The organism is Muribaculum sp. NM65_B17, assembly GCF_004793735.1.
Lineage (GTDB): Bacteria > Bacteroidota > Bacteroidia > Bacteroidales > Muribaculaceae > Muribaculum > Muribaculum gordoncarteri.
On record NZ_SRYY01000008.1, the window covers coordinates 23,960 to 45,085 of the forward strand.

Sequence of the window (21,126 nt, forward strand, 5' to 3'; positions counted from 1 at the left end):
TTCGTGTCAGAGATTTGTGATGGTGGTTTTGATGAGCAGCGAAGGAAGCTCATCCGTATCAATGGGGAACTGCGGTTTCCCAAGTTTGACCACGCACTTTGGCGTTTCTGTTGCCAATATCTTCAGTGTGCCTATTTGTGCTTCGCTCATAAGCGAGAGGGCGAAGCCGTCAAATGAAATCCATGGCTGTAACAGCATCCACAGATAGGCTGCCGCCTGATCTCCGCCCTTGACTTTGCGGTTGTTGATGTCGTTCACGCATTGCAGGGCATTCTGCAACAGACGTCGGTTATTGCGCATCGTAAGCAGTATGACAACTTCGGAAGTGGTAAATGCCGGATTATCTCCTTGGCACAACTCGACCATCTCTTTCATCAGGGCAGACGAGCTGTCGCGGACTTTGGCGAGAGGGATGCCACCGAGTGTCGGCAGATGAACGAGAAAAGAGCGGAAGGCTCTGTCCTCATTCCGAAGGAACAAGAACAGGTCTCGTTTTGTATGAATCCCACGGCGGGTTGCATCATCGAGGATGTCTTCATACCTGTGAATGGTAGAAACATTGTCCATGTTGAAAACAGGGACGGAATCCATCGAGGCATAGAATCTGTGTGCTGACATCATCAACTGGTTTGAGAGCGAGTCAAGTCTCGGTCTGTTGACGGCCAGCGAGAAGTCAAGATAATCCTGAAACGACCGCTTACGGCTGTCAACAAGCGAAGTCAGTTTATCGGTAATGGAATCGCGCAGGGAAAAATATGTCGAATCAACAACTGCACGGTTCGTATGTACGCTGTCACGGAACATGGCAGCTGTCACTGAATCATCGAGAGCTTTCCATTCCAAAACGGAAGATACAAGCTCTGAGTTTGAAAGTGTCTTCTGTTTAGATACAGAGCGCAGGAAGGCTTCGTAATCTTCCAACGCAGCATTGGCGTCAGAAAAACTTTTTGCTTCTGAATCACTGCCGTTGCAGGCGGAAACCAACATTCCCAGCAAGAACATTGGTAACAAGGCGGCAATCTGCCGCGCCATTGTCTTTTTTGACGGATAATCAGTCATATCAATATCTGTTTTTGTCGCACAAGCGATTGTTTGATGCTGCGAAAGTAGAGTATAATTTCGAGATATAAGTACAATCGTAATTATATTTATATTAAATTGAAATATCATACTCTAAATGCGATTTTTGCAAATGGCTGTAACTTTTGGGGTTGCAAAGGAAAGACATTGAAAGACAATCTGTAAATGAGTGTAATCATACTCATTTTTTGCTGTGAAAAATCTGTTGCTAACAGCATATAATAATCTGTGAATATGACTAACTTTATAACGTTTAGCAGTTATATCCGATAAATAATCATAGAAATGGCGTCAGAATGGCTGATTTTGGGAAGAGTCTGATAAGTTGTCGGATTATTTAGCTAACTTTGCAGACAAAATCATACTCTTATACACGATGGCAAAAATAGGATATATAATGACGGCTCCCGGTTACGAGGACTTCTCTGCGGACAGCGGATGGATGGAAGACTTCGGTTGTGTGGAGATTGTAAGAGAGGAACTGTTGTCTGCGGACAAGGCAAGGACAATGTGGGACAGCCTTATGGGGCGTGTCCAGTTCGGGGATACTGTTGTCATACCCAAACTGTCGAATGCTTTGCGTGGTGCGAGGCAGCTCGTCTTCTTTCTGGAGTTCTGCCGGGTGAAGAACATCAGACTGGTGTCCATCCGTGACAGGATTGATTCGGGCAACGAGCTTTTTCCCGGAACGCAGACAAGTGACGTGCTTACCGCCATTGCCCTGCTGCCGCAGGAAGCAAACGCTATCCGTAAGTCCTCGCACCATATAAGCAGGATAAAGAAGCATATTGAGAGCATTAGCGACAAAGCGATGGGGCGTGCCGAGCGTAACAAGCGTATTGTCAACATGTATCTCGAAGGATTCTCCATTGATGAAATTTTCAAGGAGTCTGGATTTAGTAGTCGGAGCAGCGTGTTCCGCATCCTGAACGAAGCCAATGTGCAGCTTGATCGCGGTCGCTGGAAAGGACCACTCGGCCCTCGAAAGAAGAAGGAGGACTGAGAGGGGAAGCATTGTCATACTGGACAATGTTGTGTCATATATCTCGAATGAAAATTTAGAAAAGGAAATATGGATTACAGACAAAAAGCTAATAGAGGTGAATATATACCCGCTTTCTTTGAAATGTATCTAAAGATTGATGGAGAAATTGATTTGAACAAGCTTTCGGAAAGAGACTTTTCTCTTTTCTTTCATGAATATATCCATTTTTTACAAGATATAACTACCACCTATGGACTAACCACATGCTACGCCTATGGAGAGTATGTTCAAAGTGTGGTCAATGATATATATGCAAAAGGTAAACAAGCCTTTGAAGTTCCGTATATATATGATGATAACAAAGATAATATCAGACTTAATGAACAGGTTCAAGATGTTACATTGGGAGACTGGGATACCAATATAAAAACCTTGGACAATGTAAGGGTTTCTGTAGAGAATTTTGAATTGAAATTCGGAAAAGAACAAAACTTACCAAGTATCCCGGCCGTTTGTATTCAAGCAAATGAAGATGATATAATATCTTTTGGCGCATCGGCAATAAAAGAGAGCATTGCCTATATAATGGAAAGACATTGTTGTAGAGAATATGAAGAATCTGATGATTTTCCATATTCTTCAGCGGAAAAAGTTGCAAGTGCCATATTCCCTGAGTTTGGGCAAAGGATATTAAATGTATTAGCATTGGCTGATTGCTCATTGATGTTTTCTAATCCTGGTCACGTTTTTGTTGATATGCTGTATCAGTTTAGAGATAAAAAATACAATCCAGAAAAGGCTCAAGATATATATTCTCAATTAGGAAACGCCAAGGTTAATACAGACATTAAACTATTTGATTTTTTTGAAGGTATTGCTAATGAGGCAAGAAAAAAACTGAAATCCTATTATAGGGTTCCTGAACATCCGGAATTACACGAAGCATATCAGGGATGGGTTGATACAGTTATTGATAAAGCATTGTATTTACGAAAACATAATCCATCATATTTATTAGATATTATTGCTGATTCACCTGCTTCAACCAGTGGATTATTTACTCAGATAGTAAATGATTTAGGTACTCCCATGATGAAGAATAAGCAGAAAGATTACTATACCGTTAAACCACAAGGGATAGCTGGTTGGAATGTGGAAGTTTTGAAATCTGTGCATCAAATATACAAGATCCTCCATGATGGGAATTTTCAATGTTCATTATATCCCTGGTGTGTACGAAGTTTCAATGAGCACCCTGAAGAAGGATTAAACCCAACAGAAGATAAATGTCTTCATACGCCATGGGTAAGAGCAAGTGAAGCTGAATTGTGTCCGCTTGGACTATTATGGAAAAACTGGAATTTAGCATCTTATTATCCGCAAAAGAAACAGTGATATAAAATGCTCTTATAAGTGGTATCATCAATCTGTAGCATATAAGGCGGTGGGACATCCTCGGACATCTCACCGCCTTGTATTTGTCATAAGCCATTAACCCGTCACGAGCTTCATCAGTTGGATGTTACAAAACTTATCGTATTCTTCTTGATTGTCTCCACGCTCGATATGGCGGTCAATCAGTTCTCCAAGTTCGTCAAAGCAGACTTCATCGCTGACAAGTCTCGTCTCGGTATCATTTGTGAGATAGACCTCGTAATAGTCGCTTCCGTTCAGGGCTATTACTACAAACCCCTTGAACAATCTTCCATTGACTTTAAGTTTCAATGCCGGCATGTCCTTGAACTCTGTGGCATATAAACCACTTATGCCCCATGACATAAGAACAGAAGTCCGGGTCATGCCAAATAGTTGTTGCTTTGCCGTTTCAGCAACAGACATCACATAATCTTTTTCCATATAGACGCTCATGTTTAAGTGTTTATGAATAATTTTTATTTCCCCTCACATCAGGAGCTTCGTTCCGTCCGGTCGGGATTTGATTTTTACTTGCGCCCATCACTGCGAAGACAGGAGAATATGCACAAGAAATCCGGACTTTATTTTATGGAACACCCGATTTGGCTACAAATCGAGGAAGGCTTCCGCAAAATAAAGTCTGGATAGTATGGCGGTACTTGGGCCAAATTCACCTCGCAGTAACTTTGCAAGAGAAAAACAGAGCCGACAGGACGGTTGATATGATACAACACCAGCGTGTATAAATGGAGGAAGCCCAAAAGGATTAGTATAAAAGTTTATAACTGGAGGATGAATCGAGAATTAGTATAACAGGAAGTGTCGCCGCCCGTTGTTGTCTGACGGTATGTTAAGCATACAGGCAGGACGGATTTCTCCACCCTGCCTGTTGCTCATTATGCCGCAGCTTCTTCCGGCTTCGCATCTTCGGAGGATGCCTCTGCTGCATCGTCATTTTCGTCCGTTGGCTTTTCCTTAGCCACGATAGCGGCTTTCCTTTCCTCAATGCGTTGGTGTCGCTTCTCATAGATTTGGTTATAGCCGTCCTCAATTTCAGCAAGTTCATTCGGCATGTGCTTACGTGCGAAGTCAAGCATAAGGTCTGCTGTGGCATTGTTCCTGTATGCGTCTTTGAACTGCGCTATCAGATAATCCCTGCGGATAACAGCCTTTGTCTTTGCCGTCAGATTGGCGATGATGTTCATCTTGTCCTCGTCATTGAGGTATGGGGAGTGTTCTTCGGATATACCTAACAGGGCAAAGTTCTCTCTCCGTAGGCTTGACAGCAAAAAGAAATAAACCATTCTGTCCTCGTCCGCTCCGAACTTGGCTTCTGCCACATCTATGTTAAGGATTTGCTTCTTGGTGTCCTCGATAGTCTTTTCAAGGGCGATTTCCTTGTTTCGCTTGTCCTGTTTCTCCAACTTTTCCACAGGAGAAAGTGGCTGTCCTTGTGTCGTATCGTCTGCGGTGTTGTTCTTCTTTACATAGCACAGCGTTATGTTGTTGCTTCCTATTTTCACGTAGAGCGATATTTCGCCGTTCTCGCTTTGGCGGTGTATTTCAGCGCATCTTTCCCTATAGTCGCTCTGTTCCTGCTCGTAATCACTGCATGCCGTTTCATAGGCTTCCTCGTTGTCGTAGTCCTCTTTTTCAGGTGCTTCGGGCTGTCGGGGATAAGCCGTACCGTATGGCATGGCACTCTCCACCTCATGTCCCATAGCCATAAGACGCTCCACAGCGATAAGGTTGTAGTCATAGTCGGTATGTCCGAGCGTTGCGGTGGGGTTCTCCGCCAATACCTGCAGGGTTTTTTCCACAAGGTACGATGCGTTCATTTCGGCAAGGCATGTGCGATTTGCACATTTTCCACAACCCTCACAGAAAAGCGACATGTTGTTTGTGTTGTGGGGGCATGACAGGCACAGGGTCTTGTCAAAAGAATAACGGTCAAGGTCTGCGGTGTACTGCCGTTCAATGCTCCTTGCGATTTCAGAGGCTTTCTGCCCTCGCCAACTGCTATATGTCACATCTTCTTTCAGGTGCTGTTCGTACACCTCACGCTGTATGTCCTCACCGTAACGGCAGATTTCGCTTGCCACGCTGACCGTGATTTCGTCCGTTTCCAACAAGGCGGCGATTTCGGGAATAAGCGATGCGAATTTCAGTCTTGTACGGATATAAGCCTCACTCTTGCCGAACTGCACAGCAAGGGAAGAAAGGTCGTGCCGTCCGCTTTCCATGAGCCGTTGGTAGGCATTGGCTTCTTCCATGGGTGTCACATCTTTGCGCTGGAGGTTCTCGGTAATGGCGATTTCCTCGGCTTCTTCATCGGAAAGGTCATTGATTATGGCAGGGATTTCCTGCATGCCGACAATCGTTGCAGCACGGTATCTGCGCTCACCGAACACAAGTTCATAGTCGTTGCTGTCTGCTATGGGGCGCACGGTGACAGGCTGTAGTATTCCTTGCTGACGAATACTTTCTGCGAGTTCGTTCAAACTCACTTCATCAAAGTGCTTGCGTGGGTTGAAACCATTAGGACGGATTGCAGAGATTGCAACCATTGTGATGTCCTTTACTGCTGTCTGATTTAATGTTGCTTCCATTTTTTTGAATTTATGGGTTATTATTGAATGTTTATTTTCCCCTTTCTTCAGTCCCTTTTTCCCGGAACCGCTTTGGAGTTTTACAGATGCAACACACGGCTGTCTTATCAGCTTCATACGACGGCTTTTCTTGCCAAATACTCTCCACTGGAGGAAGATTTTGCAAGAAATGCACTTCAAGCCGCCGGATCAAGCGGGACGGCCGAACTTCGCATCTGATAAAACCAAACCGGTGACGAAGGGAAAGAACCAGGGCAAGACCAGAGAATGTGAATGATATAAGCAGGAGAACACCGAGAGGTTGTAAACAAGGTAAATGCGGTAAAACAGGTTAAGACGACCTGCATGACCGGCCGGGATATAAGAGGGCAGCCTTGCGCTTTCCGTGAAGAGGTTTATTCCCTCTCCACGGACGGACAATCCTTAGTGTGTCATCCCGACAAATGGTCATACAAGTTAAGGACAGGAATGTTCATGACTCCAGCCTTGTTGCAGGTATAGTATGTGCCACCACGACGTCGCCCGTCATAGTAGGCAACAATACGGCTCGCATGTTTGAGCATGAAATCATTTCGCACAAGCAAACAGCCTTTGTAATACACCTCGCTCAGTAATATGTGAAAATCCGCCTGTTGTAAAATGGCATGGTAGCGTTGGCGGTCACTCCAATTCCACATCCCGCACTGGTCGCGGAATGGTATAACGGCTGTAAGCGTGATGTCGTTGAAATCCGCTTTTGCCTGCAGCACACATTCTGCCGCCATAAGGTCGAAGCCCAATGCCATGCCGCACATATAATTGGTGATACCTTCTCCGTGCCAATCTCTGATAAGCTCCGTCAAGGCAGCCTTTACGTTTGCCGTTCCTCCATGGGGAAATGAGCGGTGTCCCGTAAAGGCTGCGGAACACCGCCTGTTAATGGCAGTTGGATTTATGTTATTTCCCATATCGGTAATGTGTGCGTCCAAGGAAGATGCCGCCCAATACGTTTGCCCCGAACACTTCAAGTTGGTTGGCGAACAATGCGTAACTCATGCCGGTGGTGATGATGTCATCCATGACCACGACATCCTTTCCGTAGAAATAATCATCATCAAACTCTATCACTTGAGCCATGCGGACAGTCTTGTCGTGGCGGTGCTCATGCACTGCAAGTCTGTCACACGATATTCTCACGTGCGGAAAGCCGTTGCGGATGCCTGTCATTTCGTTGACCCTCTCACAGAACTTTCGGTAGCGGTTTTCGTTCTGCTCCTGCGTGCTTGCAGGAACACAGACAAATACGATGTCTTTGGCTCTACCTCCATACTCCTTGTTTATGTAGTCGGAAGTCATTCGTGCCACTTTCTCACATGCTCCGTCTTCCGCATCCTTGAACGCCCAGACCAATTTGCGTGCTTCCACAGCGTCCTCGCCCACGTTCTTTATGCGCACGGGGAAGTATTTAAGGAAGAACGTAGTCTTTTTCTCCAGCTGTCTCTTGACTTTTTCATCAGTTACCTTTGCCATAATATGATATGTTTAATTTTTGTCATTTCCCTTTTTTCGGAAGCTGTCCGGCTTGCCGCGAGGGATTTTTCTGCCGGCAAAGGGGCATGGCGGCAAAAAGGCAAATCAAGGATGAGAAATACGCTCCATGCAAATGGAGGAAGATTTCCCATAAGGCTTGCCGTCCGGGATTTGCCGTTTGACAAAGCCTGCCGCTACCTTTGCAGAAATAATCCGTAGAGGTAAGGCGGTATGTATGAAATCATGGCAGAGAACTATAACTGGCAGGTACGACGGATAAAACCGGAAGATAAAACAGGTATGGACTGTTACGCATTAAAAAGGGGTTGCGCTTCAGCGTTATAAAAAAGCAGGCTCCCTTTGCCTCGGTGGGGAAGGCAAAGGGAAAAAGGTCAAAGTTGGTAATTGCGGATAAGCAGGGCGATATTATCTCCTTCGGCGATAACACCCTTTATGTCGAAATGCCGTTGCAGTTTCTCAAGGTCACAGAGCCACAGCATACCGCCGCCGATGTTGCACCGTACCGTGTCAAACTCGGTACGGTCAACCAAAGAGTCACACTCCATTATCTCATCGACAATATCCTTTATCTCAATCAGCGTGAGGTTTTTCCTGACGTTTTCGGAATTGTCGGGCAACAACATATTGGCGATGATGATATTGTCATTGTTTCTGCGGAGCGATAAGACAGGTGCTTTCTCCACAACCTTGTCGCCGTCGAAGTCAAAGACAGATATGTGGGCGGCTTCAGACTGACCGCTTAAGATTCTTCGTGTCGCCTCGTTCTCCATAGCGTGTATGCTTCCGCTGTCTATAATTTCGCCGTCAACAAACAGCCCGAATGTCGCAAAATTCTTTACTTTCATATATCCATGATTTTAAGTTATATACAGGGGCGGTCATTTACCAACCCCATTCTGTTATCTCCAGTTCGTCACCGTCTTTCATTTCGTCTATCGGGTCGCAGATGAAAGTGCCGAAGAAGTTTACAACCACGCACCCCCTTTTTAGCGATGCGGGTTCTGAGCCATCATCGTCACTGTGACGTATCTGATACCACTGCTTCCCTTTTGGCAGGGTATCGACTGTTATTCTGAGGTCGATAAACTCGCCCTCTACTGAAATACCGTTCTCAAGCACCAGCGACATGGATGTCTTGTGTTCCTTGTTGTAATCGAATGTCATAATACTTTTTGTTTGATGGTTATCACTTGTTGAACCGTTTTACAGGCGGCTTGTCCCAATCTGTTTCGTCATACTCATAGGTCGTATCCTCGTCCTCATACTCGTATTCATCGTATGATATGCGAATAGTCCGGGGAGTATAAAAATGTCTGAAAGCATAGATGATGCTTTCCGTTAGAGCCTTTCCTACTGTGCTGATAAAATGCAGTTCAAGCGTCCAATAGTCGAAACTGAAATCTGCGAGTTCTCCACCATATCTGTCATCTGTTTTGTACAGTGTCACAGAAACATAGCCTCTTGTACCGCTTTGCAGTTCCACAAGATGCCCGTAATAGGTAAAACTGTCATTATTTGATTGACCGGACTTGGTTATCCGGTCAATCAGTCTGTAGATGTAGTTGTATTTTGGCTTTTTCATAGCAGTGTCATTTCTTCGACTGTCACCGTATAGCCGTAACCGTCCTCTGTCCTCCATTCCTTGCACCGTGGCAGGTCTATCAGAGTGCTACCGTGTTGCACGTTGAAGTTTTCTTGGCAATCAGCGATTTCATCTTCAAATGCTTTCATCGCATCGTCAAGTGAACGATATGGGGCGTGTCCGTCAGAAACGCTGTCCTGCATTTCAATGAGGGTTGTAAGTAGATAGAATGTCTGTTCCATATCCATAAGATTTTATACGAACGGAATGTGCCGTCCATGTTTGTTTAAGTATTCAAGCATCTCCTTGGCTTCAAGATGTGACGCCATGTTGCGGTCATCGTGTCCTGTCTTATCGTCAGCGATAACCTTAATGCACTCCTTTATGAGCCGCCAAAGCGACTGCTGTAACGTGCGGTGCATTGTCGGGATAACTGCTGCAAACAGTTTGGGGCTGAAGCTGAAGGAGTTTAGAGCCATTTCCACCTGTTTTGCAAGTTCCTGTTCCTTGTTGGGTCTGTTGTCCATAACTGATATTTTTTAAGTTTACTTTTCCCTTTCTTCCGGTGTGTTCCGGACTTAGAGGAATTTTTTACTGCAAACACGAAGCTAACGGCAGGCATAAAGGCAAGGCTGACACGAAAATACGCTCCGCAGGAGGAAGATTTTCGGAAGTCACCGACAGGTATGGCCTTGACGGTTGCCGGACGGACTTAACTTCGCGGTAAAACAATCATCTGAGGCCGGCCAACCGAACGAACACAAAAAAGACAATATAGAAGAGGTGTTTCAGAACATAGCGTGTTCTGATTTCATATAACTGGATTTTGGGGAGTGCGAGAATACGATGTGAGGCAAAATCTTACAGCCCAAACGCAGAAAGCCATTAAATTATAAGAGATTGCCGCAAAAAATGAGTAACTTTGCACCCGGATAGAGGCAACTCTTGTCCGAAACATACGAAAAGATAAGAAGCGTTATGCTCATCAAGTATTTGGAAACGTAGGAAATTTTCAAATTGCATACTAAGATGGCATGGTGGTTCTCACGCTATAGCGTGGGCTGCTATTACTACATCTGTATGCAAGGTTTCCTACGACCTCCAAATTAGAAGTGGTATTGCGGTCCGCGCTTTTGCATTTAATAATCAGCCTTATTGGACTATGGGGCGCACATGTGAATAGTAGTGAAAAAGATTGAAGCAAACAAACAACTGATAGCTGCGTGCGGGCTGTACTGTGGCGCATGTCGTAAGTATCTTACGGAACAATGCCCCGGTTGCCACCTTAATGAGAAAACTTCATGGTGCAAAATCAGGACATGTGCCAAAGGCTGCGGTTTTCACACCTGTGCTGAGTGCGATAAGGATGTTACAGATTGCAGGATCTTCTCCAATCCTATAGGAAATGTTTTAGGTCTCTTGTTCGGGTCAGACCGTCCTGCATGTATCAACTATATCCGTGAACGTGGTGAACAGGCATTTGCCGATGAGATGACCTTACGCAAATGTCATGCAATAAAAAAGCAGTAAAGTAGAATATATGGAAAATAAATTCAATTCCAATACTGGAAAGACTAATAATTGTTTAGATATGAAAGATAAAATTATTCACTTTTTAGAGAATCACCTTATTGGCAAGAAATTGGCTACTGATGAGGTTGTCTATACACTTGGAGATGGGAATTTGGAAGGTATATACAGCGACCAAATGGTGTTTTCCAATCTGGAAAGAACAGTAAATGGCTTTAAGTTTAATCTCACTACCATAACCCATGAACAGATTTTTAATTTAGATGAGAACGGTGTGAGAACTACCATCGCTAAAGACTATACAGGTACAAGTGTGTTTTGTTATGAATTGGCAATGAGGAAAAGTACAAATCAATTAACAGGGTATATGCATTGTGTTTCCACGACAGTTCAAAACCAAACGATGGATGCAGTTGTATGTGGTATATTTGATGTCGTCTTTGATGGAAAGGAACTCTGTTGGCAGGAAAACCAATTACTGTATAGGGATAATCCTATTGATGAGGATAAATATAAGCCTGTAGCTTTTGATTCCAGAATCCGTGTTTATCTTAATGAAGGAAAAGTTGTATATGAGTATCTTCCTACACTTTGGGATGTCAATCCGAAAACATTGGAAAAAAGATTATCAAAAGACGATTATCCTCCATATATATCAAAAGAAGTATAGACAACATAAAGGACTCTTTTTTCTATAAAGATAATTCCATTTAGATCAATGTTTTTGATGTCAAAATTCAACAGGTTGCTTATTGTTGCACTTGTAATATGGTGCGCATGCTCACTATATTCCGCAAATACCGACTGCGACAAGAATACGGAACGTATTGAAGCCGATTCATTTCTTGCCAATATGCCGGACAAACTTCAGGAATACCAGACAGAAGCGATCCGCAAGGCGATTGCCGGCGATGACGACTTGCTTTTTAACGTAAGAAATGCAAGAAACCTGGCAGCTGAATTACCCATTGGAGTGACCCGCACTGACATAGGCAACAACCTGACATTCTTCCGTAGCGATCGCTATGATAACGACACGATACCACTACTTGTCTATTTCCACGGTGGCGGTTGGGTGATTGGCAGTGTAAACAGTTGTTCCCGATATTGCGCAGCAATGGCTGAGAAGGGCATTGCTGTGCTTGCCGTAGATTACAGGCTTGCGCCTGAGCATCCTTTTCCCGAAGGTTTGAACGATTGCATTGATGCCATAAAATTTGCTCAAAGCAAGATGACGGAGTGGAAATGTGACAGCATCTCTGTTGGTGGAGACAGTTCAGGCGGAAATCTTGCCATAGCCGTGGCACTGAGTTTCCCCGAGAATACTTTCAACAGTCTGATTACCTTCTATCCTGTCACAAAAGCTTATGCAGACGACTCTGAATCATGGAAACAATTCGGGAAAGGGTTCGGACTTGACAGTGAACTAATGAACGCTTTCAACGATGCTTATACCTCAGAACCACACCATCCGTTGGTATCTCCTGCAGAAGCGGCTGATTCGGCTCTTGCCAAACTGCCACCAACATTGCTTGTGGCGGCTGAACGAGACATACTCCGGTGTCAAGGGGCAGGCTTCGCAGACAGGCTGACGCAACTTGGGGTGGAACTGAAATATGTTCTGATTCCCGGATCAGTCCATCTGTTTATAACGGTTGCCGGACAGCCGACGGCATTCTGCCGTTCCGTGAAAGAATCTGTTGAGTTCATCTCCAGACATTCAGATCAGACTGCAAAATAAAGGGAAACAGTATTCACATACAAAACACGTATGTCATGAGGATTATCCAACCGAAACAAGAGTTACGCCCGTATGTACGTTATTACTGGATGCTGGAGGACGATGAGCCGTTCAGTGTCCTGACATTTCCCATTGGTTGTCCTCAGATTATATTCCACCGCAAATCACCACTATATGTTCCCGAACTAAATAGTCTCCAGAACAGGTTTACTATAAGTGGGCAAGTGAATTTCCCGTCACATATTCAATCGGATGGAAATTTGGACATGATTGTGGCTGTGTTTTATCCGCATACTATAGGGATGTTCATAGACACACCGCCATCTGCCTTTTACAACCGGGAGATTTCGGGATATGATATTGATAACCGACAGCTCAGCGAGATTGCCACAAAGATATTCGATTGCCAAAGTAGTGACGAATCCCTTGGCATCCTTGAACGGTGGCTGCTGGGTAAAGTAAAACCGACATTGAATATTCAAAGAATAGGCAATTCGATAAGGGAACTATTGAACACCTCGGCCATTCCAATCAATATCCTTGCCGACAACGCTTGTCTGAGCAAGAAACAATACGAACGTGTGTTTCGTGAACAGGTGGGCATGAATCCGAAGGAATATGCCCGGATTGTCAGATTTCAAAAATCGCTCAGGATGTTGCAATGCGGTTCACGGGATTATGCCTATATAGCTTACCACTGCGGTTTTACCGACCAGTCGCATTTTATCCGGGACTTCAAGGTTATGAGTGGCTACACACCCAAATCACTATTGAACCATTGTGAGCCATATTCCGATTTGTTCACCCATCCTGTGTGAATGTCTCTTTTCTTCTATCCCATGCAAAAATGTCAGCGTAACTTTGCATCAAAAAAATGATGCAAGAAGTCAATCCTGCGGAGACAACCCGCGCATACGCATTTGAAATGTGGATGAAAGCCCCAATGCCTATGGTTACATTGTTTCGTACCATAGATGTCAGCAAATTGCGAAAAATCAGTAAACGAAGCGGTTTGAAATTCAATATGCTGCTTTGCTGGTGTATCGGCAAAGCGGCAAGCCAGGTAAAAGAGTTCTTTATGCTTCCTGTGGGCGACAGACTTGTCCGCTATGATTCGATAGCGGTCAATACCATTGTTGCCAACAAGACCGGAGAAGTAAGTTCATGCGACATTCCATATTCTCCGGATGTGGCTAAATTCAATGCCAATTATCTCCGTCTGACGCAACAAGTGGCGGAGACTTGCGAGAATCATGATATAACCGACAGCATGGTGATCGGCACATCCGCATTGGTCCAATATGCAATCGACGGAGCCGTGGGGATGTATAGTGGTATCTTCAACAATCCGTTTATGATATGGGGGCGATACCGTAAGAGTTGGTTCAAAACAAAGTTGACTTTATCTTTCCAATTCCACCACACTCAGATGGACGGTGCCCATGCCGCAAAATTCCTCGATATACTGCAGACCGAGATAAATAAGGTGGCTATTGACTAAAGGCAAGTTCTTACCATGAAATCTGTTGGCTAAAAACAGGAATCGGCCGCATGGACGACTTGAAAGGCATAGGCACGGGTGGGTAATAAGATGGTCTGCCAGGCAAACTGAAGAATGACTCTTGCCGTTTGTGTCAGCATACGGCATGTGTCATGTTTGCCGATAAGATTTCCTGCAAAAAAAGAAAGAAGCGTGATGCCGGCCATTCGGTCCTCGCTCCTGATGTTTTGCTGGAAATTTACAGACATTCCGCTATTACAGGGCGGGGAGCCTATGTCACAAAAGGGAATATTCCGTATAAATAGGTCGGATGGCAGACGGAGATATAAAGGGAAAGGACGGCACGCCGTTCCACCATAAAGAATTTTTTACAACCCCTCATGGAGAAATCAGCGTGTCATCGGTCACACCGCTTTTTGAAAAGCCCTTCTGAAACGTCCTGTTTTCCACCCATAAATCTCCGCTACATACGGATAAAGCGAGCGTGTTTTTTTGCGGAAGCCGGCTTCGTCTATTTCACGGTTGTAAATCATTTCACCTATACGTTCCGCCTCGTCAATGTCTTTCGCCACACGGTAAAGTACATAATGGGTGCCGTCATGATGTGAGAGGCTGCCACGGATGTTGAAGCCGTCACCATACCATTCGTTTTCATCTTCCGACACGTTGAATATGCCGTTGATGTTATGTCCGAGTATCTTGTACCCTTGCCGTCTGCCGTTCCATAAACCGAGGTCGGCAAATGCTATGACAACACCTTCTATCTGTTTGTCAAGGTTCATGCGCTCGTCCGTCAGATTATCGTTGGTAACCTCTGTCCATTCCGCATCGCTGACTTTGTAATCGTCATCATCGAGTAGGTAACGCTGTGAGTTCTCGTATTCCTTTCTCGCTTTATCATCTAAAAGATAGTCACTTGTCCATATTATCTGTTTCATGTCCGTATGAAATTATATTGTTGCTTGATTGTATATTGACGGCTCGCTTGTCACATTATAGACATACTGCCCACACCTTACGAGAAGCGCATCATTTCCGTAATAGAGTTTCTTCATGCCCTTTATTGAGCCAGTGCAATGGAAGTTTGGGAAGCGGCTGATGCCACATCTTCTGCCTTGTTCTGCTGTCATTCTTTTTGTTCGCATCGCTGAATTTTGTTTTAATTTTTATTTCCCTATCTTGGAATCTTCCTTCCGAAGCCTTCCGCAAGAGGTTTATCTGCGCATAACAATGGCATCGTCAAGGGGCGAAAGGCAAGGTTTTCAAGATGATTTTTCACCATGCTGCAAAATCTCGCTGAAACAAAGCCTGACCTTGCACATCGCTCCCGGATGCCGAACTTCGCGCCGTAAACCACGGTCGGACGGCTTTCAAGGAAAGATACTCTAAAAAGATGAGTATAACAGGTGCTTCTACATACAAAAGGCAAGTAGGATCAGGTGGTTCCCACTATGTAAAAAAGGGACCGGTGGACAGTGGATAAGAGGGTATCTGATATGTATAATAGGTATGCCGGTTATAGTCCGAGAAGCATCCGAGACAATCTTTTTCTATACAGAAGAAACCCTCTGCCCGGTTATCACAACCAAACAGAGGGAAAGGTCAGAAATTATATTGTAATCAGGCAGCGTAATCAGTCGCTCTTCTGCCGGGTATCGGAGGCATGTCTGTTTCCGCCTCTTCCTGTTCCGGTCTGTTGTCCTTAAGACTCTCGTCAATCCGCTTTTTCAACTCGTCACATTCCTGTTTGAGTGCGGTCAGTTCATCCTGTCTGCCCCATGTGCGGCTGACGATAGCCTGTAATGTGGGAAGCTCGCTTTCCAGTTTGGCTATGCGCTCACGCTGCTGCTTTATGATAGAGGGCAGTTTGTCAAGCGTGGTCTGCGGATAGAGTGCCGTGTCTGCAAAGCCCAATGGCAATGCACCGGAAATTCCGTAACGGTATTTCAGACCGCTTTTGCCCTCGACAAAGAAAGTGTTGCGGTCAAATGAGCCGTCAAGGTTGTACTCGCTCTTTACCAAGAGGTCAAGCCCCATGTATGAGCCTATGACGGTATAGGCGTTCCCCCGATATGCCTTTGCTATCCTGTGAAGCTCACGGCCTGTCTTTTCCGCCGTGTCCTCGCCGGTCGAGAGCAGGGAAGCGATTTTGTCGCCGCTGTATGATGCCACATACTCAAGGTCATCTTCCATACGCTGAATAAAGGATGCCGCTTTTTCCGTGTCCTGTCCGTTCTGCGCAATCTTGCGCTCCGCACGTCCGCGCTCTTTCTTGAATATGGCAAACTCCTTTTCAAGCTGCATGATTTTATTGTCGAGCTTCGCCTTGTTCAGCAGGTCGGTATTTCCCGAAAGGATTGCCACGAACTCCGCAAAGTTCATGCCGTTGTCCTCGTCCATGCTGTCCTCGTCGATGCGGCGCACGGCTATCGTGCCATTGTTTATCTGATTGATAAACATTTGCTTGTTCTTTAAGAGGTTGAACTTGTAGGCATCAAGTGTCTTTTCTGTACCATAGATTACCACATCCACGGTATTGTTTCCCCACAGCTTCACGGTGTTGCCCTTGCGTACCGCCCGACCGTTGCGCTGTTCCATGTCGGCAGGTCGCCAAGGTATCTCAAGGTGATGCACCGCAACAGCCCTCTGCTGGGCGTTTACACCTGTACCCAACATGGATGTAGAGCCGAAAAGCACACGTACCCTGCCTGTGTTCATATCGTCAAACAGCCGTTTCCTCGCCCTCTCGGTGGTGGCGCACTGGATAAACTGTATCTCACCTGCAGGGATGCCGAGCATTATCAGTTTCTCCTTTATGTCGCAATAGATGTTCCACTCATTAGGCTTGTAGGTGGAAAGGTCGCTGAAAACGAACTGTGTGCCACGGTTTGCGTTTGAGCGCACATAGTAGTCATAGACCGTCCTTGCGCAGATGGAAGCCTTGTTGTTTTCATCGTCAAGGAATTTGTCGCCGAGCAGCCTCATGTCAAGAGCCATTTTTCTTGCCACGTTGGTAGCGATAAGCATTTTCGCCTTGTCGAGATTGTCCGGTTCGGGAATGTCAAGCCCCAGATCCGTCCAATTTCCGGAACTGGCGAATGATACAAGACGCCCTATCATTTCTTCCTGTGCCATGGTCGGGGCATGGGAAAGGAAGCGCACGTTCTTCTCCGGCACATCGAGGTTAATCATGTCGGCTGTGCGGTAGTCCGTTATCTCACGCAGGAAAGCGGCGAGTTCCGGCACTTTGATGTAGGTGCGGAAACGCTCTTTGCGTTTGATGTTTCCTGTCACGTTCAGCTCGTAGTCGGCGCATTTCTTGGTGAATATTGCCGCCCATGCGTCAAAGCAGCTTATCCTCTGCCGTTTCAGTTCATCAGGACGCAGATACTTGAACATCACATAAAGCTCTGTAAGGGCATTGACTACGACAGTACCCGACAGGAATGTCGCACCCAAATCGTGCCCTGTCCGCTTCTGTATGTCACGAATTGCGAAAAGCAGGTTCGCTGCCCTTTGTGAGCCTTTCGTGTTTCCGATGCCTGCAACCCTCGTGTGGCGTGTCTGAAACATTAAGTTCTTGAACATGTGGCACTCGTCCACGAAAATATGGTCTATTCCCATGGAGTGGAAATCGACCGTATCATCCTTGCGGCTGTTGATGCTCATGCGCAGGTTGGCGAGTTTCGCCTGTAGGTTCTGTTGGCGTTTCTCCAATCCGCTCTGCATCCTGCCACTTCGGTAGCGCATGGTGCTTTCCTCCAATACCTCAAGGCTACGCTCGACATCCTGCAGTTCTTCCGAAAATATCTCAAACATCGTTTCATCTGACTGCGGTATCTTGGCAAACTGGTCGTGTGTGAGAATGATGCAGTCCCAGTTATTGTTTTGGATTTTTGAGAACACCTCTTTACGGTTGGCTGGAGTGAAATCCTCTTTGCCCGGATAGAGTATCTTCGCTGACGGATAAGCCTTTCTGAAAGTGTCGGCTATTTCATGCACGTTGGCTTTCAACCCTATAATGATAGGCTTGCGAACAAGTCCGAGACGTTTCATTTCGTATGCGGCTACGCACATTATCATGGTCTTTCCTGTACCGACCTCATGCCAGCAGATGCCGCCGCCGTTCTGCTTAATCATCCAGATAGCATCCTTTTGTGAGGAATAGAGGTCATCGTAAGGGAACTGTTCAAACGAGAGACCGGGGAATGTCTGCGCCGAGCCGTCATAATGCGGACGGACATAACAGTTAAACCGCTCGTTGTAGGCTCTCACAAGGTTATCACGCACCTCTATGGGCTGGCTGTCAAGCCATGCATTGAACTTGCTGCGGATTTCCTGTATCTTGGTAGCCGCTTCCTGTATGGCTTCCTCGTCCGGCACACGCACCTTGTCACCTTTGCGGTACACCTCTTTTGTGATTTCGGGCACGGTGTCCTGCAGGGCATGGACAAACAAGTCTTCACCGTTATAGTTGCGGACAGAATAGGTGTGATAGGCTACAGCTGAATATCCCTGCAAGGAAACAACATAGGTGTCGTTCACATCGAAATACATAACCGTTGTATCGGTCTCGAAAAGTTCTTTTGCGAAAGCGGCATACAGGCTTGAGTCAATCCAACGCTCACCCATATTTATATCCAGTTCCTCATAGGGGATTGCTTCGGGGGTCGCTTCCTCCAATGCTTTCAGCGAGGTTTCCGCATACTCCTTTTCGTTTCCGTCAAGTTCCTGCAGCAATGACATGATTTCCTTGTGTTTTGCAATCACATTCCCGGCAATGAATTTCCCTTTGTTCTCCCATTCTCCCGATATGGGGTTATAGAATATCTCGCCCTTTAGGTCATTTATGGCATCCGTCTCGCTTCTGTCCGAGCTTCGGGCGATAAACGGCATATCCACCTTGCCGTAAAAATTGAGGCTTGTCGCCAACGCTTCCATGGGGGAAAGCACGGTCATGGCATCTATCTTCTTGAATGCCACAGGCTCACGCATGATGTCAGCCTTGCCGATGGTGTCACCCGACTGCATTTCAATGGTGAATACCTCGATGCCGAGGCTGTCAAGCATGATAAATTCCTTGTTGTCGTTGTCGTGAAACAGCCCCCACTTGGCTGTGAACTTGTCATATAGCGCATTAAGACGTTCCCTCAATTCGGGGTATTCCTGTTCTTTCTCACGCTCTTTGTATGACAGTTCAAAATAGGTTTCACGGATGGGGAAATAGTCATTTGCCCTTTCTTTCGCCGCTTCAATGTCAGCCATAGGCACAAAATCCACCGCAACATCAGCATAACGGCTTGACTTGCGCATCTTGAGGTTGCCGAGCTGTTCCTCAAACATCACCATTGCTCCGTCTTTCATCCACCATGCCACTTTGTCGGTATATGCACGTTTGCCCCTGTCTTTCGGTTGCGGTGTGATTTCCTCACCGAAAAGGTCAAAAAGCGACATTTGCCCCTGTGCGTCCTGTCCGTCATTAAGGAAAAGGCTCTTATGGAAGAAACGGTCGAAATCCATTTTGAGCAATGCGGAGAAGTATTGCCGCATCATCGCTTCCTCGCCCTGCCACTGGTATTTCCTTACATATTTCCCAAACTGGTTCATGGCGATACGGCTGTCAGTGGCGAGTGCGGTCTTGGGCTGTGCGAAAAGTTTGTTGGCATATTCCGTTACTATGCCGTCCGCTCCGTTTTCTTTGGCGGTCTGAACAAACAGCCTCTCACGCTGTGACAGGGTTGTTTTCCTTGTGTGCTTCTGGAATACCAACAGGTCTGTGCCTACCTCGATGCCGCCTGTTTCCATGAAGATATTGTCGGGAAGCCGTAATGCCGTGATTAGGTCGGCATGGTTCACAAGATACTCACGAACAAATTTGTTGCCCGGAGTGTCAGCTATGCCCCTTGAGGTCACAAAGGCAAGTATGCCGCCCTCATTGAGCAGTTCCATTGACTTTATAAAAAAGTAGTTGTGTATGGTCTTGGTGGATTGCTCGTATATGCCGCCCTTTTTCCACATGTCGGCATCGAACACACGGAAATTGCCAAACGGAATGTTGGAGGCAATGACATCAAAGCCCTTGTCCTGTAGGTCTTGCTCCCCGATAGTCTCAAACCCTGCCGTGACGGTAGTTGTCTTGTCATTGAGAAGCGACAGGATAAGTCCTGTCATGGGGTCTTTCTCAAAAGCGTATGTGTTTGCTCCCTGCATGGCTGTTTTCAAAAAGCCACCAATCCCTGCGCTTGGCTCAAGAAAAGAACGCATCCGCATACCGTTGTCGCTGAAGATGGTGTGTATCTGCGCTGCCACGGTGTCAATGATGAATTGCGGAGTGTAAAAAGCAGTCAGCACGGATGCCTTTATTCCGTCAACCAATGCCTTATATTCCGCTTCCTTGCCGTCTGCGAATTTCTGCAAGAGTTCCTGTAACCGCATCATAGGCTCTGCCATGCCGTCGGGCATGGGTTTATCCGTGCCGATGTTCAGCACCTCTTTGATACCTCCGAAACCCGAATAAAGGGCTAATGTCTTTTTCTCGCTGTCAGTGGCTTGTCTGCCCTGACTGTGTACCGCCAACGCTGTCTCAATGGCGTTCACATTGTCGGCTAATGCCTTTTTCTTGTTGTATCTCATATCTGACCTTAATGTTGAAGATTTATTTCTTCCCTTACTTCCTGCTCCTTCAGGAGCCGTCCGCAAGGTGGTTATCTGCGCAACACAGGGGCATCTAAGAGGCTTTAGGGACAAGGTTTTCAAGATGATTTTACCGCACGGCAGTAAAATCTCGCAGAAACTCCGTACAACCTTGGCATATAAGCCCGGATGCCGAACTTCGCGCCGATAACCACAGGTAGTGACGGTTCCGAACAGAAAAGAATTTTCTAAAAATGGCGGTGAGTATTTATAAAGGGTGGCGGCGGAAATCGCGGGACCTGCTGCAACATAGGCACGCATCCCGAAATGAAGGTAAAGTTGGGGCAAAGAGCGAACTGTGGGTGTCATTGACAGGCTGTGTGTGGAAGCATGACACACTCTGCCGGCCCACACTCGCCCTGTGACGGAGACCGCCCGGACTTGAACGTAATACAGGGTGTCGGCGTGACTGGCAGCATCGGGTGTCCCTGCGATCCGCCAGCGTTACCAAAGATTATA

The 21,126-nt window shown here is 46.1% G+C and carries 19 protein-coding genes; 6 read left to right on the top strand and 13 right to left on the bottom strand.

All coding sequences use genetic code 11. The annotated features are described in order from the left end of the window. Positions 1–6: 6 nt before the first annotated feature. Positions 7–1,059 carry a hypothetical protein gene (locus E5354_RS11445; protein WP_123482753.1) on the bottom strand — a complete coding sequence of 351 codons (1,053 nt, stop codon included), beginning with the start codon at positions 1,057–1,059 and terminating at the stop codon, positions 7–9. A gap of 397 nt (positions 1,060–1,456) precedes the next feature. Between E5354_RS11445 and E5354_RS11450 the strand changes: the two genes are divergently transcribed. Next, positions 1,457–2,083 (top strand): recombinase family protein, encoded by a 627-nt coding sequence (locus tag E5354_RS11450; RefSeq protein WP_123482752.1) that lies wholly within the window; start codon positions 1,457–1,459, stop codon positions 2,081–2,083. Between the two features lie 69 nt (positions 2,084–2,152). After that, the gene (locus E5354_RS11455; RefSeq protein ID WP_123482751.1) at positions 2,153–3,460 is read left to right on the top strand and encodes a hypothetical protein; all 1,308 of its coding nucleotides are present in this window, start codon (positions 2,153–2,155) and stop codon (positions 3,458–3,460) included. A gap of 96 nt (positions 3,461–3,556) precedes the next feature. On the opposite strand, the gene E5354_RS11460 is transcribed toward E5354_RS11455, so the two are convergent. The 9 genes from E5354_RS11460 to E5354_RS11505 form a co-directional block, all read right to left on the bottom strand. Next, positions 3,557–3,922, bottom strand: coding sequence for a hypothetical protein (locus tag E5354_RS11460; protein ID WP_123482812.1), 366 nt, complete (start codon positions 3,920–3,922; stop codon positions 3,557–3,559). A gap of 455 nt (positions 3,923–4,377) precedes the next feature. Then, the gene (locus E5354_RS11465; RefSeq protein WP_123482750.1) at positions 4,378–6,090 is read right to left on the bottom strand and encodes a ParB/RepB/Spo0J family partition protein; all 1,713 of its coding nucleotides are present in this window, start codon (positions 6,088–6,090) and stop codon (positions 4,378–4,380) included. 431 nt (positions 6,091–6,521) lie between these two features. Next, positions 6,522–7,037 carry an SLOG family protein gene (locus E5354_RS11475; protein WP_123482749.1) on the bottom strand — a complete coding sequence of 172 codons (516 nt, stop codon included), beginning with the start codon at positions 7,035–7,037 and terminating at the stop codon, positions 6,522–6,524. Continuing rightward, entirely contained in the window at positions 7,027–7,599 is a 573-nt protein-coding gene (locus E5354_RS11480) for a phosphoribosyltransferase (RefSeq protein ID WP_123482748.1), read from the bottom strand. The genes E5354_RS11475 and E5354_RS11480 overlap by 11 nt, the downstream gene beginning before the upstream one ends. 392 nt (positions 7,600–7,991) lie before the next feature. Next, positions 7,992–8,465, bottom strand: a complete 474-nt coding sequence (locus tag E5354_RS11485; RefSeq protein WP_135939736.1) for a hypothetical protein — start codon at positions 8,463–8,465, stop codon at positions 7,992–7,994. Between the two features lie 37 nt (positions 8,466–8,502). Beyond that, positions 8,503–8,784, bottom strand: coding sequence for an LPD28 domain-containing protein (locus tag E5354_RS11490; protein ID WP_123482746.1), 282 nt, complete (start codon positions 8,782–8,784; stop codon positions 8,503–8,505). A 22-nt stretch (positions 8,785–8,806) separates the two neighbouring features. Continuing rightward, positions 8,807–9,202, bottom strand: coding sequence for a hypothetical protein (locus tag E5354_RS11495; protein ID WP_185155197.1), 396 nt, complete (start codon positions 9,200–9,202; stop codon positions 8,807–8,809). After that, the gene (locus E5354_RS11500) at positions 9,199–9,450 is read right to left on the bottom strand and encodes a hypothetical protein (protein ID WP_246863803.1); all 252 of its coding nucleotides are present in this window, start codon (positions 9,448–9,450) and stop codon (positions 9,199–9,201) included. Before E5354_RS11500 ends, E5354_RS11495 begins: the two co-directional genes overlap by 4 nt. Positions 9,451–9,456: 6 nt before the next feature. Beyond that, on the bottom strand, positions 9,457–9,729 hold the full coding sequence (locus E5354_RS11505; RefSeq protein WP_094401825.1) for a hypothetical protein: 273 nt from the start codon (positions 9,727–9,729) through the stop codon (positions 9,457–9,459). A gap of 1,064 nt (positions 9,730–10,793) precedes the next feature. Here E5354_RS11505 and E5354_RS11515 point away from each other — a divergent pair. Genes E5354_RS11515 through E5354_RS11530 form a run of 4 tightly spaced genes read left to right on the top strand, consistent with a single transcriptional unit; the run spans position 10,794 to position 13,974 of the window. Next, on the top strand, positions 10,794–11,402 hold the full coding sequence (locus E5354_RS11515; protein WP_094401917.1) for a hypothetical protein: 609 nt from the start codon (positions 10,794–10,796) through the stop codon (positions 11,400–11,402). Between the two features lie 57 nt (positions 11,403–11,459). Continuing rightward, a complete protein-coding gene (locus tag E5354_RS11520; RefSeq protein ID WP_123482744.1) occupies positions 11,460–12,473 on the top strand; it encodes an alpha/beta hydrolase in 1,014 nt (337 codons plus the stop codon). Between the two features lie 35 nt (positions 12,474–12,508). Beyond that, positions 12,509–13,291 carry a helix-turn-helix transcriptional regulator gene (locus E5354_RS11525; RefSeq protein WP_123482743.1) on the top strand — a complete coding sequence of 261 codons (783 nt, stop codon included), beginning with the start codon at positions 12,509–12,511 and terminating at the stop codon, positions 13,289–13,291. A gap of 59 nt (positions 13,292–13,350) precedes the next feature. Continuing rightward, on the top strand, positions 13,351–13,974 hold the full coding sequence (locus tag E5354_RS11530) for a CatA-like O-acetyltransferase, family 2 (RefSeq protein ID WP_123482810.1): 624 nt from the start codon (positions 13,351–13,353) through the stop codon (positions 13,972–13,974). A gap of 404 nt (positions 13,975–14,378) precedes the next feature. Here E5354_RS11530 and E5354_RS11535 read toward each other — a convergent pair whose 3' ends face one another. From E5354_RS11535 to E5354_RS11545, 3 genes are all read right to left on the bottom strand, one after another. Next, positions 14,379–14,912 (bottom strand): hypothetical protein, encoded by a 534-nt coding sequence (locus E5354_RS11535; protein ID WP_123482742.1) that lies wholly within the window; start codon positions 14,910–14,912, stop codon positions 14,379–14,381. 12 nt (positions 14,913–14,924) lie between these two features. Then, entirely contained in the window at positions 14,925–15,119 is a 195-nt protein-coding gene (locus E5354_RS14375; RefSeq protein ID WP_123482741.1) for a hypothetical protein, read from the bottom strand. Between the two features lie 475 nt (positions 15,120–15,594). Further along, a complete protein-coding gene (locus E5354_RS11545; RefSeq protein ID WP_135939737.1) occupies positions 15,595–20,607 on the bottom strand; it encodes an N-6 DNA methylase in 5,013 nt (1,670 codons plus the stop codon). Between the last annotated feature and the right edge of the window lie 519 nt (positions 20,608–21,126).

Coding starts and splice junctions, on each gene's coding strand:
- E5354_RS11445 (WP_123482753.1), bottom strand. CDS start 1,059: ATGACTGATTATCCGTCAAAAAAGACAATGGCGCGGCAGATTGCCGCC.
- E5354_RS11450 (WP_123482752.1), top strand. CDS start 1,457: ATGGCAAAAATAGGATATATAATGACGGCTCCCGGTTACGAGGACTTC.
- E5354_RS11455 (WP_123482751.1), top strand. CDS start 2,153: ATGGATTACAGACAAAAAGCTAATAGAGGTGAATATATACCCGCTTTC.
- E5354_RS11460 (WP_123482812.1), bottom strand. CDS start 3,922: ATGGAAAAAGATTATGTGATGTCTGTTGCTGAAACGGCAAAGCAACAA.
- E5354_RS11465 (WP_123482750.1), bottom strand. CDS start 6,090: ATGGAAGCAACATTAAATCAGACAGCAGTAAAGGACATCACAATGGTT.
- E5354_RS11475 (WP_123482749.1), bottom strand. CDS start 7,037: ATGGGAAATAACATAAATCCAACTGCCATTAACAGGCGGTGTTCCGCA.
- E5354_RS11480 (WP_123482748.1), bottom strand. CDS start 7,599: ATGGCAAAGGTAACTGATGAAAAAGTCAAGAGACAGCTGGAGAAAAAG.
- E5354_RS11485 (WP_135939736.1), bottom strand. CDS start 8,465: ATGAAAGTAAAGAATTTTGCGACATTCGGGCTGTTTGTTGACGGCGAA.
- E5354_RS11490 (WP_123482746.1), bottom strand. CDS start 8,784: ATGACATTCGATTACAACAAGGAACACAAGACATCCATGTCGCTGGTG.
- E5354_RS11495 (WP_185155197.1), bottom strand. CDS start 9,202: ATGAAAAAGCCAAAATACAACTACATCTACAGACTGATTGACCGGATA.
- E5354_RS11500 (WP_246863803.1), bottom strand. CDS start 9,450: ATGGATATGGAACAGACATTCTATCTACTTACAACCCTCATTGAAATG.
- E5354_RS11505 (WP_094401825.1), bottom strand. CDS start 9,729: ATGGACAACAGACCCAACAAGGAACAGGAACTTGCAAAACAGGTGGAA.
- E5354_RS11515 (WP_094401917.1), top strand. CDS start 10,794: ATGAAAGATAAAATTATTCACTTTTTAGAGAATCACCTTATTGGCAAG.
- E5354_RS11520 (WP_123482744.1), top strand. CDS start 11,460: ATGTCAAAATTCAACAGGTTGCTTATTGTTGCACTTGTAATATGGTGC.
- E5354_RS11525 (WP_123482743.1), top strand. CDS start 12,509: ATGAGGATTATCCAACCGAAACAAGAGTTACGCCCGTATGTACGTTAT.
- E5354_RS11530 (WP_123482810.1), top strand. CDS start 13,351: ATGCAAGAAGTCAATCCTGCGGAGACAACCCGCGCATACGCATTTGAA.
- E5354_RS11535 (WP_123482742.1), bottom strand. CDS start 14,912: ATGAAACAGATAATATGGACAAGTGACTATCTTTTAGATGATAAAGCG.
- E5354_RS14375 (WP_123482741.1), bottom strand. CDS start 15,119: ATGCGAACAAAAAGAATGACAGCAGAACAAGGCAGAAGATGTGGCATC.
- E5354_RS11545 (WP_135939737.1), bottom strand. CDS start 20,607: ATGAGATACAACAAGAAAAAGGCATTAGCCGACAATGTGAACGCCATT.